The organism is Cellulosilyticum ruminicola JCM 14822, from assembly GCF_001311925.1.
GTDB classification, from domain to species: domain Bacteria; phylum Bacillota; class Clostridia; order Lachnospirales; family Cellulosilyticaceae; genus Cellulosilyticum; species Cellulosilyticum ruminicola.
Genome location: NZ_BBCG01000002.1, coordinates 115,198 through 129,064, shown reverse-complemented (window position 1 = coordinate 129,064; position 13,867 = coordinate 115,198). Strand labels below are relative to the sequence as shown.

Sequence of the window (13,867 nt, the reverse complement as noted above, 5' to 3'; positions counted from 1 at the left end):
GGACTTATGTCTTTGTGTTTAAATATATTAAATGGCTTTAAAGTTTTCACCATCTTTAGGTGGTCTTGGACCAAAGTATTGATAGAAGTCAACTTTTAAGTTACCATTAAAGAGTTTACGTTTTTTATTAGCTTTTTTACCATAGTCACGTTCAAATGTATCTACACTTGTAATGGCATATAAACTCCAAGTAGGATTTGTATCCATAAGTTTACGAAGGTCTCTGTGGATTTGCTCAATACGAGATATATCACTAATACGTTCACCGTATGGTGGGTTAACGATAACAACACCATAATTACCGTGTGGTAAGCTTGTTTTGTGAACAGGTTTTGTGAAGAATTGAATATATTCACCTACACCAGCAGCTTCTGCGTTTTCTCTTGCTTTACGGATATTGTTACGGTCGACATCAGAAGCATAAATAATAGGGCTACCTTTTGTATCAATTGCTTCACGGGCTTCCTGGCGAAGTTCATCCCAGAGTTTTTTAGGAACTTGTGGCCAGTAAGAAGAAGCAAATTGACGGTTTAAGCCAGGTGCAATGTTTTTAGCAAACATTGCAGCTTCAATAGCGAATGTACCAGAACCACAACATGGATCATAAAGAATACGTCCTTTTTTCCAGTAGCTGATTTGTAAAAGTGCAGCAGCCATAGTTTCTTTAAGTGGTGCTTCTACATTGTTTACACGATAACCACGTTTGTGAAGACCTTCACGGCCAGTTGTATCGATTGTTAAAGTTGCTACGTCTTTTAAAATAGAAACTTGTATTGTATAAGATGGACCTGTTTCAGGAAACCAATCAATACCATAAGCTGATGATAAACGTTTTACAATAGCTTTTTTAGTAATAGCTTGGCAGTCTGAGATACTAAATAATTTAGATTTAACTGATTTACCATTTACAGTAAACTTAGCATCTTTAGTAATCCATTTTTCCCAAGGAAGTGCAGCAACTTGGTCGAATAATTCTACGAAAGTAGTTGCTTTGAATTCTCCCATTTTGATAAGTACACGGTCAGCACTACGTAGCCAAAGGTTAGAGAGGGCAATTGCTTCTACGTCACCAGTATAAGTTACTTTACCATCGCTAACACTATCTATTTCATAACCTAAATCTTCTACTTCACGTCTTACCATAGTTTCAAGACCGAAGGTAGAGGTTGCAATGAGTTCAAATGTTTTCATATAATTCTCCTCTTAAGTAATAATACTCTTATTTTACATCATTCAAAAAGACCTGTATAGACTAAGGGAAAAGTTAAAAAGTATTTGAAAAAAATTCAAAATATATCAAAAAATTATATAATTAATAAAATGATATATAATAGTTTGATATATTTTAAAAAGTATGTATAATTATCCAAGGTGGTAAAAATCTATGTAAACTAATTTACATTAAGTTTTATAAAGTTATGCTAGAAAGTAGGAGAATAGAAATGGCAAAGTTTTTAAATGGTGGTAGAGTATTAAAACTATGTATGACAGTTGCACTTGCAATGAGTTTAATCGTTTCAGGGGGAATTATCTTTGCAAATGATGGTAACAACAAAACAATTCAAATCATTGCAACATCAGATGTGCATAATCAATTTTATGGTTACGACTATGCAACAAACTCAGAACTTACAAAAGGTGGGGTAACAAGAGTTGCAACTGTTGTTAATGGATTTAGAAAAGAAAATCCAAATACAATCGTCGTAGACAATGGGGATTTAATTCAAGGAAATTCATCACAACTTTTTATTGATGATAAAGAAAATCCACAACCTATGATTATTGCTTTAAACAAATTAGATTTTGAAACAATGACTTTAGGAAATCATGAATTTAATTATGGTATCCAGCGCTTAGAAGAGATATTAGCCGATTTAGAAGATACAACTGTTTTATGTGGTAACGTATATAAACCAACAGGTGAAAGATTGGGAAAATCTTATAAAATCGTTGAAAGAGACGGTATTAGAGTAGCTATTATTGGTTCAGTAACACCACACATTGTAAAATGGGATGCAACTAAATTAAAAGGTTATAAAGTAACATCGCCTTTAGAAGAAACTCAAAAAGCAATTAAAGAAATCAAAGAAGGTAATCTTGCAGATATTATGATTGCTACAGTGCATATGGGTAAAGATGGAGAATACGGTGATGATAGCGCAGCTGAAATCGCTGAAAAATGTCCTGAACTCGCAGCAGTAATTGCTGGACATGAGCATGCTGTACGCGAAGATGAAAGAGTAAAAAATATCCCTATTACAGAACCGGGAACAAATGGTCAATATGTTTCTGTATTAGATATTACAGTAGATAATAATAAAAAAGTAGAAAAAGTGATATCTCGCCTTGTTAGTACAGATCAAGTAGAAAAAGATGCTGAACTTGAAAGATTACTTACACCTTACCATGAAAAAGCAGTAAAAGATGCTGAAACAATAATTGGTGAATTAAAAGGTGGTGCACTTATCAAAAAAGATGATATACAAGGTGTATGTCAAGGACAAATCGAGGATAATGCACTTATCGATTTAATCTTAGAAGTTCAAACTTACTATGCTGAAAAAAGCGGTAAAATCCCAGCTAAAGCACATCACGTAAGTGGAGCAGCATTATTTAGCACATCAGCTAATGTACAACCAGGTAAAATTAAACGTGCTGATACAGCTAATATGTATAAATATGATAATACATTAAAAACACTTAAAATCAATGGTAAACAACTTAAAAAATACATGGAATGGTCAGCAAGTTACTACAATACATTTAAACCAGGTGATTTAAATGTATCATTCAATGAAAATGTTAGAATGTACAACTATGATATGTTCAGTGGTGTAAAATATGATATCGACATTTCTAAAGAAGCTGGAAATCGTATTAAAAATTTAAAATATACAAATGGTGGCGAAGTAAAAGATACTGACGTAATCTACTTAACAGTAAATAACTATCGTTGTGACAGCATCCTTTTAGCAGATTTATTTAAGGGTGAAGAAAACGTAGAAGTTGTATACGACAACAGCACAGAATTAGTTGCTAGTATTAGAGAACTTATCGGTCAATATATTCAAACTGTGAAAAAAGGTATAATCAAACCACAAGTAGATAAAAACTGGAAACTTACAGGATATAAAATTGATAAAAAACAAGAAAAAGTTGCAAGAGAACTTGTAAATTCAGGTAAACTTCAAGTGCCAATATCAGCAGATAGTAGAACACCAAATGTTAGAAGCTTAACATGGACAGATGTACAAGCAGTTCTTAAAGTTGAAGCACAAGCAAAAGCTAAAAAATAATAACGACTATTTAATGAAGTAGACAAAAAAGAGTTGAGATGAAATTAATTTTCATCTCAACTCTTTTGATTTATAGGCTTTTATTTAAGATAAGTAGTTTTATTGACTTTGAAGTGCAATAAGTTCATCTGAATTAGCTTTTACGAGGTTTGCATAGACTAAAATATTTTGGAATGAAACTGTAAGTTCTTCTAAAGTAGCTGTAATATGTTCTATATTTGCGCAAGTTGCAAGGCTACCTTCATAAGTTGTGCTTGTTGATGTTTTTACAAGGTTGATCTCATTTTCTAAGTTAGAAATAAGCTGCTCTGAATCCATGATTTGTTGAATCATATCACTTTGAAGAGCACGCATTTTATCAAAGTCATTTTGTGTAGGAGATAAAAACTCAAGGTTATCTTTCACAATAACTTCTGTTTCATTAAGTGCATTTAAAGATTCATCTGTATTTAAGTTAATGTTATGTAAGCTTGTATTAATATAGTCAGCTGAACTATTTGATTATTCTGCAAGCTTTTTAATCTTAGAAGCTACTACAACGAAACCTTTACCAGATTCCCCAGCACGGGTAGCTTCAATAGAAGCATTAAGGACAATCAGATTTGTTTGTTCAGATACATCATTAATGATTTTTAAAGCAGAAGAGATTTCTTCTGTAGTATTTAATGATGCGGCAAAAAGAGATTTGCTTTATTACTTGAAGCACTAATTTCTTCAATTTTAGAAACAAGATTATTAATATAGGGTTATTATAATTTCTCAATAAAGTGTTTTTTGTTTTTGAGCATTTATAATAGACTAATGCATTTGACTTTGTTTTATTTTGTTCTAATATTAAGGTTGGTGATATGTTAAACCTCTCTAGTAAAAACATGAATACTGGATTATCGATAATATTTGTGAAGAAGTTTATAGTATTATAGAAAAAATATTATTATCTTACAAAATAATTAAATGAAAGGGGCCTATAATGATTTATTTCATAAGTGATAAAGGAAATTTAAGTGAAGAAATGTGGCAAGAATGTATGAGACAACGTATGAGAGAAGGGGTAGAGTATATTATTATTAGAGACAAAGGGCACTTTGAAACTCAGCGTGTTAAGAAACTTATGGATTATAAGAAAAAATATAGTGAAATTAAAACAAAGATTATTGTACATAGTGACTTTAAATTGGTACAGGAAACAGAGGCAGATGGGATTCATTTACCTTATGAATTATGGAAAAAATATAGGAAAGAAGAAGTATTTAAGAGGTGGCATCAAGGTAAATTGGTAGGTATTTCTATACACAATATAGAAGAAGCTAAAATCGCAGAGCAGCAAGTAGATTATATGATCCTAAGCCCAGTTTTTCATCCCTCATGCAAAGCGATAGAAGGAAAGGGTATTGCATGGTTTAAAGAAATCCAAGAACAGATAAGCACGCCAGTAGTAGCTTTAGGAGGTATTATCCCTGAACGTGTTAAAGAATTATATAAAGTAGGAATTAAAGATATAGCTGTGATGTCTTATTTAATGTGCAGCGAGAATAATTTGCGGGATTTAAGAGGGGAAAATATTTAGGGGTTTAGGGGGGATTTTAAATTAAATTGAATATTATATAATTGAATAGTATAATAAATTATATAATATAGATAATTTTCTATACGTACATAATGGGTATTGTATATGAAGTATTGGCACTTTGTAAGCAGTACAAGGGGGGATTTGTATGGCAGAGAAGTTAGTGATTACAATTGGGAGAGAATATGGCAGTGGTGGACGAGAGATAGGAAGAAAACTTGCCCAGGCGCTAGGAATTAAATTTTATGATAAGGAAATTATAGATTTAGCAGCCAAAGAAAGCGGTATAAGCAAAGAGGTTTTTGAAAAAGTAGATGAAACAGCAGTAAGTAGCTTGTTATATTCTATTGTTTCAGGAAGCTATATGATGGGGAGTCATGCAGCACCTATATTAGATTTACCTATTAATGATAAACTTTTTTATTTTGGAATCTAATATTATTAAAAAAATTGCAGAAGAAGAAAGTTGTGTCATTGTAGGGCGTTGTGCCGACTATATTTTAAGAGACTGTAAAAATTGTATCAATATATTTGTGCATGCACCACTTGAAACAAGAATTCAACATGCTATTAAATATTATGATTTGCCACAAGATAAAGCAGAACAAAAGATTAATAAAATAGATAAGAAACGTGCAACTTATTACAATTACTATACGGGCAATAAATGGGGACAAACACAGCTCTATCAACTATCTATAGATAGTAGTGTATTAGGTATAGAAGCTACAGCTGAATATATTGAAAGCTTTATAAAATCATATATAGAAAAGGCGTGAAATATAGGGAATGCTAAATAATAAAAAAAGAAACTATTTATAGAGAATCTAAAATAGTTTCTTAAAATGCACTTATGAATAATAAAAATAAGAAAGAATCACTCTACAATATCTTCTTCCATAATAGAAGTAGGAGCGGAATCTGTTAGAGATGAATCTGCACTTGAACTTACATCCGTATCTGTTGGTGTAATTTCAGCAGCCTCATCATTACTTGTAGAAGAATCTGCTGAATTGGATTCTGTGTTTTGTGTATAATCTTCATCACTAAATTCATCTACGAAGATATCATCTTGGTTTGAAATGTCAAGTTTTTCATAAGTAGATAGAACTTGTGCATTTGCATCATCAGAGAGTGCAACTTTTACAGCATCCATTAACATATTAGTAGCTGGAGAAGTTGTAGCATTTGCAGGAAGTTCAGTAGATTGTGTAGCTGTAACATAAGTATTTACGTAGTCGATGCTTGCTACAAGGTCATCATAAAGGCTAGTAGAATCATTAGATAAGTCAGTTAATGATACAGAAGTAATCTGTCCATCTGTAACCTGTACAACCAAATCCATTGTTGTGTCAGAAAGAGATATTCCTGCTATGTACTGTCCATCTTGATACGTATCTGCTGGTGCAAATGTTTGAGCACTTGCTTTATTTCTAAAGAGTAAGAAGATAAGTAGTAGTATAGCAACTAAAATAATAAGAACAGGAATTTTAAGGTCTTTAAGCTTAAATACTAAAAACTTAGGATTAGACATAAGTACCCTCCTTTTAAATAAGATGTCCTAATACATATATATGACGAGCTGTTTAAGATATGCAAATTAATGTAATTTTATTAAGACTTTAGAAAAATACAGGTTAAAAGCTTGTACAACAAATGTGCCTATGATAATATAGTAAAGACTAGAAAGCACTGTGAGAGAATAGGCAGTGAGACAAAAATTCATAAGAGAAAGAAGGCTTATATGATGAAAGACTTAGCACAATTAATCGATCATACTGCATTAAAAGCAACAACTACAGAAGATGATATTAGAAAGCTTTGTAATGAAGCTATTGAACATAGTTTTAAAACAGTATGTGTACCTACTTGCTATGTAGGTATGGCAAATCAATTATTAGCAGATACAGGTGTAGGCGTTACAACAGTTGTAGGTTTTCCTTTAGGAAACGAAACACCAGCAGCTAAGGCTTTTGAAGCAAAAGAAGCTATTTTAAATGGTGCAACAGATGTTGATATGGTTATCAATGTAGGTGCATTAAAAGATGAAAAGTATGATTATGTGAAATTCGATATTGAAGAAGTTGTAAAAGCGTGTAAACAAACAAATCCAAATACAATTGTGAAAGTGATTGTAGAAACATGTTATCTTACAAGTGAAGAAATTGAGAAAGTAACAGAAATCGTTGTAGAAGCAGGAGCAGACTTCATTAAAACATCAACAGGATTTGGAACTGGTGGTGCAACAATTGAAGATGTAAGTCTTATGAGCAAAGTAGCAGCTGGACGCATTAAAGTAAAAGCATCAGGTGGTATCGGAGATGCACAAACTGCAAAAGCTATGGTAGAAGCAGGAGCAGAAAGACTTGGTGTAAGCAGAAGTATTGCAATTGTAACAGGTGCAAAAATACAGGAAAACGGAGATTACTAATCGGAAAGGGTTGGGTACATGAGGATGTGCCTGCCCCTTTTTGTTTTAGTGCATAGAATTGGGTTAAGGTTATAGAAATTTATGCCGATACATATAAGAGTATAATGTCACAAAATACGAATTGAAAGATTTATGGTAAGTATTTGAATATAGAGAGGGAAGTGAGTACATGGAAGAAGCAATTTTATTAGATGTAGGAACTGGGGAGTTAGAGGTCATTGTCTTTGTTGTAAATGGAAATAGCTATTGCATTAATGTATTAAAGGCAAGAGAAATTATTCAATTAAGTGAAGTAAGACCAGCAGCAGATCAGAATAAGAGCATTTTAGGACTTACAAATGTACGTGACCAAGTTATGACAGTTGTAGACTTAAGCTATATCTTAGATAAAAAACAAACAGACTTATCAGAGAGAAAAATGGCACTTGTTTGTGAGTTCAATAAAAAACAAGTTATGTTTGCTGTAGACAGCATTGCAGGTATTCAAAGAATTAAATGGTCTGATATTACAAAACCAGACTCATTAGTAAGAGCTTCATTAGCAGTAGGAAATATCTTAACCGACAATGGTATCTTATTAATGTTAGACTTTGAAAAAATTATTGCTGATTTATCAAAAGATCAAATGGCAGAAATGAAAAATGGTATCGTTTTAAAACAAGAACGTCAAGCTAAACGTATTTACATGGCAGATGATTCAAAAACAATTCGCGAACTTTTAAAAGAAACTTTAGGTGCAGCAGGTTACACAAATATTGTAGAGTTTGATAATGGTAAAGAGGTATTAGAAGCTATTTATAAACTTAAAGAAAAATATGGTAATGAATTTAATCAAGAGATTGATTTATTAATAACAGATATTGAAATGCCTATTTTAGATGGACATACTGTAACACGTAAAATTAAAGAAGATGGTATTTTAAATACATTACCAGTTGTAATCTTCTCATCACTTATTACAGCAGATTTACACCACAAAGGTGAAAGAGTTGGTGCAGATCGTCAAATTAGTAAACCTTCTATCGGAGAACTTGTAGAAGCAGTAGATAGTTTATTATTTTAATAGTGCAAGGGGTTGACTAAAGCAGAAACTTTGGTACAATATAAAAATAATACACTATTAAATCGATGACAAGAAGAAGTAGAAGCTTACCCATCAGAGAGTGAATCCAGGCTGAAAGTTCACAAATAGCTTTGAAGACATCTTGGAGAGTGTCTCTGAAACATTATAAGTAGGAGGCGACGCCTAAGCAGCGTTATCCGCTTATAAAGTGCAAAGTATTTTTGTTTATGGTTATACTATAAAAGCATATACTTTGAAACAGGGTGGCAACACGGTAATATCGTCCCTGACAGTTATGTCAGGGGCGTTTTTTATTGCATAAATTAGTTATTTAATAAGATGTACAAATGAAAGGAGTAAGTTATGGAACTTCGTGCCCTTAAAGGAACCAAAGATATCTTTGGAGAAGAAATGAGAAAATGGTTAGACATGGAAGAAATCATTAGAGGCTTATGTGACGATTTCTGCTTTAACCAAATTAGAACACCAATGTTCGAATTCACAAACCTCTTTAAAAGAGGCGTTGGTGAAACGACAGATGTTGTAAATAAAGAAATGTATTCTTTCACAGACAAAGGAAATAATGATATTACCCTTAAACCTGAAAGTACAGCAGCCGTAGTAAGAGCTTTCTTAGAACATAGCATGTATGCAGATACACAACCTACTAAACTCTACTACATCTCACCAACATTTAGGTATGAAAGACCACAAGCAGGTCGTCAAAGACAATTCCACCAATTCGGTGTAGAAATGTTTGGAACAGATTCACCAACAGCAGATGCTGAAGTTATCGCTTTAGGTTCAACTTTACTTAAAAGATTAGGAATTAACAAAGTAGAGCTTCATCTTAACTCTTTAGGTGGACCAGAATGTAGAAAAAAATACAATGAAACACTTAAAAACTTCTTATACGAAAAAAGAGAACATCTCTGTCCTCTTTGTCAAGAAAGAATGGAAAAAAATCCACTTCGTGTTTTAGACTGTAAAAACCCAGAGTGTCAAGAACACTTACAAAATGCTCCAACTACATTAGATTCATTAGATGAAGGATGTAGAGCACACTTTGAAGAACTTCAAAGCTTACTTACAGCTATGGGTATTCCATTTGTAATTGACCCAGGTATTGTACGTGGTCTTGATTACTATACAAAAACAGTATTCGAATTCGTTTCAAACGATATCGGAGCACAAGGAACAGTTTGCGGTGGAGGACGTTACGATAGACTCGTAGACGAAATCGGAGGCAAACACGTACCAGCAGTAGGATTCGGTGCAGGTATGGAAAGACTCGTAATCGTTCGCGATGCAGAAAACAAAGACGCACTAAAACCAGCTGCAAGAGATATCTTCATTGGATTCAGAGGAGACGTAGCCAAAGTTGAAGCCATCAAACTTGTTAACTTATTAAGACAAGAAGGTATCAGCGCAGAAACAGATCACCTCGCAAGAAGTATCAAAGCACAAATGAAATATGCAAACAAAATTAACGCACGCTACTCAGCAATCATCGGCGAAAGCGAACTAGAAAACGGCGAAATCCAACTCAAAGAAATGGAATCAGGAGACGCTGTAACTATTCCACTTAACCAATTTGTACAAGTAGTAAAAAACACAATCAAAGGCGTAGAAGACTAATATTTTACCCTTTAACCTGCTTGCAAGTAGACTAGGCTTACGGTGAGAAAGACTAGGCGATGTGCGGTGAAACGAGCACATAAACTCGAAAGCATAACCAATCAGGTAAACATAAAAGGTATATGCTTCAAGTTTACACCAAGTAAACTTACAAGCCAACCCAGTCTAATCAAGTACAACACATTAACAAAATCCCAGATAAAGCACTTGACCTATCTGTCAAGCAAAAAACATCATCTAAAAACATAGACGAAAATTTTACTTAATAGGAGACCAGGGGATGGAGGTGTGAGTGTGACTGAAGATTTCATTACGGAGTGTTTTGGAAGAATAACTTAGCCAATTTTTGATGGCACTTAGTGCTGCTGTTTGACCGAAGCGATAGCGGAGGGAGTTCAGCACGTTTATCAAAAAATGAGCTTAGTTATTCCCAAAACACGCAGTTAGAAATCGGAAGTCACACTCACACTCACACCTCCGGCCCCGGCCCTCCTCATTAAGTACCCTAAATAGGAGGCTCATTATGTCAGAATCAATGCAAGGTTTAAAAAGAACTCATCGTTGTACAGAACTCAGTGCCGCTAACGTTGGCCAAGAAGTTGTTGTAATGGGATGGGTACAAAGAAGAAGAAACTTAGGACAAATTTTATTCATCACACTTCGTGACCGTTCAGGTCTTTTACAATTATCTTTTAATGAAAACACAGAGAAAGAAGTATTTGAAAAAGCTGAAACACTTAGAAGTGAATATGTAATCGCTGCTCGCGGGACAGTAGTATCTCGTGGAACAGATGCAAATAAATCAATGCAAACAGGAGATATCGAAATTGATGTGAAAGAACTTCGCATCCTTTCAGAAGCTGAAACAACACCATTCGAAATCTTAGAAAACATTGATACAAAAGAAGAACTTCGTTTAAAATATCGTTACCTTGACCTTAGAAGAGCTGATATGCAAAAAAATCTTATTCTTCGTAGTAAAGTAGCACAAAGTGTACGTCGTTTCCTTGAAACAGAAGGATTCCTTGAAATCGAAACACCTATGCTTACAAAATCAACACCAGAAGGTGCGCGTGACTATTTAGTACCATCTCGTGTACACCCAGGTAATTTTTATGCATTACCACAATCACCACAATTATTCAAACAATTACTTATGGTATCAGGGTATGATAGATATTTCCAAATCGTAAAATGTTTCCGTGACGAAGACCTTCGTGCAGATCGTCAACCAGAATTCACACAAATCGATATGGAACTTTCTTTCGTAGATGCTGATGACGTTATGGGTGTAAACGAAAGACTTATTCATCAAGTATTCAAAGAAACTATGGGTATCGAAGTACAACTTCCAATCCAAAGAATGACATATGCTGAAGCTATGGATCGTTTCGGTAGCGATAAACCAGACCTTCGTTTCGGTGTAGAACTTAACGATTTAACAGACATCGTTAAAGGGTGTGGATTTGCTGTATTTGAAAATGCTATCGCAAATGGTGGCACAGTAAGAGCTATCAATGCCAAAGGTATGGGAGACTTAGGACGCAAACAAATTGATGCATTAGTTAAATACGGACAAGACTTTGGAGCTAAAGGTGTAGCTTGGCATCAAATTAAAACAGATGGAGAAGAAAAATCTTCATTCGCTAAATTCTTAAATGAAGAAACAATTGCAGCTATCAAAGAAAAAATGGGTGCAGATAAAGATGACCTTATTTTAGTAGTAGCGGATAAACCATCAGTAGTATTTGCTACACTTGGTGCACTTCGTCTTGAAGTGGCTAGGAGACTTAATCTTATCAATAAAGATGAATTCAGATTCGTATGGATTACAGAATTCCCACTTCTTGAGTATGATGAAGAAGCAGGAAGATATGTAGCTATGCACCACCCATTCACAATGCCAATGGATGAAGATTTACCACTTATGGAAACAAATCCAGGTGCAGTAAGAGCAAAAGCTTATGACCTTGCACTTAATGGATGCGAACTTGGTGGCGGTAGTATCCGTATTTACCAAAACGATATCCAAAAAAGAATGTTCAACCTTCTTGGATTCACAGATGAACAAGCAGAAGAACGTTTTGGATTCTTATTAAATGCATTTAAATATGGTGTACCACCACACGGAGGACTCGCATTCGGTCTTGACCGTATGATTATGCTTATGGCTCAGGCTGAAAGCATTCGTGACGTAATTGCATTCCCTAAAGTAAAAGATGCAAGCTGTTTAATGACAGAAGCACCAGGTTTAGTAGATCAAAAACAATTAGATGAATTAGCAATTGCTATTCAAGCTGCAGTAGAAGAAACTGTAGAAGAATAATAAAATTTATATAGAAAAGTTGTCTTAGAAAGTTTCCAGGGCAGCTTTTTTATATGTAAGTAAATAATTTTTACATTTAACTTAATAAAATTAAAGTTAAGTAAGATGTAAGTAAAAAATTTTTATTTACATATGGTAGAGTTGAAGCATATGCTAGGAATATGTTTAAAATGTATAGATTTGATACACAAAACTATAATGAAGAGGCATGATTTTTATTTTACGTCAAATTGACGGAAAATAAATCAAATTATTTGAAAATTTATTCGTTTTAACTATTGTTAAATTTAAGTGGATTAAGTATAATGAAGATACCATAAAGTTAATTGTATTTCATTTTATAGATACAAGGGCGCGTACGTTGTGTATGTGCCTTTTTGTATCTATTTTTATAATTTAATATAAATTTAAAATATATACAAAAGATTGTATAATAAGTAGGAGAAAAACTATAGAAAAGAGGAAGTAAGATGAGTAAAGTAGAGGAAGCATTAGCAATATTTAAAGAGGGATTTTCTTGTTCACAGGCTGTATTTGCTGCATATGCAAAAGATTTGGGAATGGACTATAACATGGCGCTTAAAGTTTCTCAAGGATTTGGTGGTGGCATGGGCGGCATGAGAGGTGAATGTGGCGCAGTAACAGGAGCTTATATGGTTATTAGTTTATTATATGGACGTACAGAGGCTAGTGATGGTGAAGCAAGACTTAAGACTTTCAGACTTGTAAAAGAGTTTTCAACACGTTTTAAAGATAAACATGGCTCAAGCGTCTGTGGAACACTCCTTGAGAATCGTTCAGGTAGTCATTTTGAAATGTGTGGTGATTTTGTAAAAGACGCTTGTGAAATTTTAGAAGCGCTTGTTGGGGAAGATTTATAATATTTAGTATAGTTTGATAATCTTTTTAGGGAAATAGCTAATAAAAGATAGACATAAAATTAGGGCTACCATATTATGGTAACAATTAAACAAAATAATATGTATTTTTATAGGTACATAGTGCATTGATAAATCAGAACCTTTTCCAGTATAATAAAAAAGTAATCAAATCCTATTATATAAAAAGAGTTGTCAGCTTTTTCCAATGTTATTAAGTTAACATTGTGTTAGAAACGTACTCTTTAGAAAAAAGAAGTTGAAGATTCATTTCTGCAACTTCTTTTTTATTTTTAGGCACTACAAATAAACAGATTTGCATCTGTCTCAAAATTTCTATTTAATCATAAAAATTTATGCTACCCTATAAAAGAAGCTATGAAAAATCTTGATAGTTAGATGTCGTTTCCTAGGCCTGTCAGGCCTTATAGGAATAAGATTTTTTGCAATTATGACTTCTACATTTTTTTAGACTTGTCAATATTTTTTTCAAAAAAGATCCCTATACCATTTGATTAGTATAGAGATCTTTTTTGTCATCTTAACTTAATGACATTGCAGCTTTTGCTGACAACTTTTATACTGTTAATAAGTATAAAAAACAGAAGATGATATTTTTGGTATAAGTTACAAAGATTATTCTCTAAGTTTGATGAAAACTAACCAAA

Annotated in this window: 12 protein-coding genes, 1 pseudogene and 1 other annotated feature; of the genes and pseudogenes, 9 read left to right on the top strand and 4 right to left on the bottom strand. The window is 33.3% G+C overall.

What is annotated here, in order from left to right:
- Positions 1-27: 27 nt before the first annotated feature.
- Complete coding sequence (locus JCM14822_RS01410; RefSeq protein WP_054738993.1) at positions 28-1,191, bottom strand: THUMP domain-containing class I SAM-dependent RNA methyltransferase; 1,164 nt, start codon at positions 1,189-1,191, stop codon at positions 28-30.
- Positions 1,192-1,442: 251 nt separating this feature from the next.
- Here JCM14822_RS01410 and JCM14822_RS01405 point away from each other — a divergent pair, with 251 nt between their 5' ends.
- A complete protein-coding gene (locus tag JCM14822_RS01405) occupies positions 1,443-3,296 on the top strand; it encodes a 5'-nucleotidase C-terminal domain-containing protein (RefSeq protein ID WP_054738991.1) in 1,854 nt (617 codons plus the stop codon).
- Between the two features lie 99 nt (positions 3,297-3,395).
- Here the strand turns inward: JCM14822_RS01405 and JCM14822_RS01400 are convergent, their stop codons facing one another.
- On the bottom strand, positions 3,396-3,701 hold the full coding sequence (locus tag JCM14822_RS01400) for a hypothetical protein (RefSeq protein ID WP_054738989.1): 306 nt from the start codon (positions 3,699-3,701) through the stop codon (positions 3,396-3,398).
- Positions 3,702-3,800: 99 nt separating this feature from the next.
- Positions 3,801-3,944: pseudogene (locus tag JCM14822_RS24745) on the bottom strand (methyl-accepting chemotaxis protein); the annotation flags it as partial.
- 322 nt (positions 3,945-4,266) lie between these two features.
- Here JCM14822_RS24745 and JCM14822_RS01395 point away from each other — a divergent pair.
- The 3 genes from JCM14822_RS01395 (at position 4,267) to JCM14822_RS22970 (ending at position 5,642) form a co-directional block, all read left to right on the top strand.
- Positions 4,267-4,863 (top strand): thiamine phosphate synthase, encoded by a 597-nt coding sequence (locus JCM14822_RS01395; RefSeq protein WP_054738988.1) that lies wholly within the window; start codon positions 4,267-4,269, stop codon positions 4,861-4,863.
- Positions 4,864-5,011: 148 nt separating this feature from the next.
- Complete coding sequence (locus tag JCM14822_RS22975) at positions 5,012-5,299, top strand: cytidylate kinase-like family protein (protein ID WP_306307273.1); 288 nt, start codon at positions 5,012-5,014, stop codon at positions 5,297-5,299.
- Positions 5,289-5,642: a cytidylate kinase-like family protein gene (locus JCM14822_RS22970; RefSeq protein WP_306307272.1), complete on the top strand. Its 354-nt coding sequence runs from the start codon at positions 5,289-5,291 to the stop codon at positions 5,640-5,642. The genes JCM14822_RS22975 and JCM14822_RS22970 overlap by 11 nt, the downstream gene beginning before the upstream one ends.
- Before the next feature lie 98 nt (positions 5,643-5,740).
- Here JCM14822_RS22970 and JCM14822_RS01385 read toward each other — a convergent pair whose 3' ends face one another.
- A complete protein-coding gene (locus tag JCM14822_RS01385) occupies positions 5,741-6,397 on the bottom strand; it encodes a hypothetical protein (protein ID WP_054738985.1) in 657 nt (218 codons plus the stop codon).
- Between the two features lie 210 nt (positions 6,398-6,607).
- On the opposite strand from JCM14822_RS01385, the gene deoC reads away from it, so the two are divergent.
- The 5 genes from deoC to JCM14822_RS01360 all read left to right on the top strand — a co-directional run bounded on the left by deoC (position 6,608) and on the right by JCM14822_RS01360 (position 13,202).
- Positions 6,608-7,294: a deoxyribose-phosphate aldolase gene (gene deoC / locus JCM14822_RS01380; RefSeq protein WP_054738984.1), complete on the top strand. Its 687-nt coding sequence runs from the start codon at positions 6,608-6,610 to the stop codon at positions 7,292-7,294.
- A 169-nt stretch (positions 7,295-7,463) separates the two neighbouring features.
- Entirely contained in the window at positions 7,464-8,357 is an 894-nt protein-coding gene (locus JCM14822_RS01375; protein ID WP_054738981.1) for a chemotaxis protein, read from the top strand.
- A 56-nt stretch (positions 8,358-8,413) separates the two neighbouring features.
- Positions 8,414-8,648 (top strand) — a binding site (T-box leader).
- Between the two features lie 72 nt (positions 8,649-8,720).
- Entirely contained in the window at positions 8,721-9,995 is a 1,275-nt protein-coding gene (gene hisS, locus JCM14822_RS01370; protein ID WP_054738979.1) for a histidine--tRNA ligase, read from the top strand.
- A gap of 523 nt (positions 9,996-10,518) precedes the next feature.
- Positions 10,519-12,321, top strand: a complete 1,803-nt coding sequence (aspS, locus tag JCM14822_RS01365; protein WP_054738977.1) for an aspartate--tRNA ligase — start codon at positions 10,519-10,521, stop codon at positions 12,319-12,321.
- Positions 12,322-12,791: 470 nt separating this feature from the next.
- A complete protein-coding gene (locus JCM14822_RS01360) occupies positions 12,792-13,202 on the top strand; it encodes a C-GCAxxG-C-C family protein (RefSeq protein ID WP_054738975.1) in 411 nt (136 codons plus the stop codon).
- Positions 13,203-13,867: the final 665 nt, after the last annotated feature.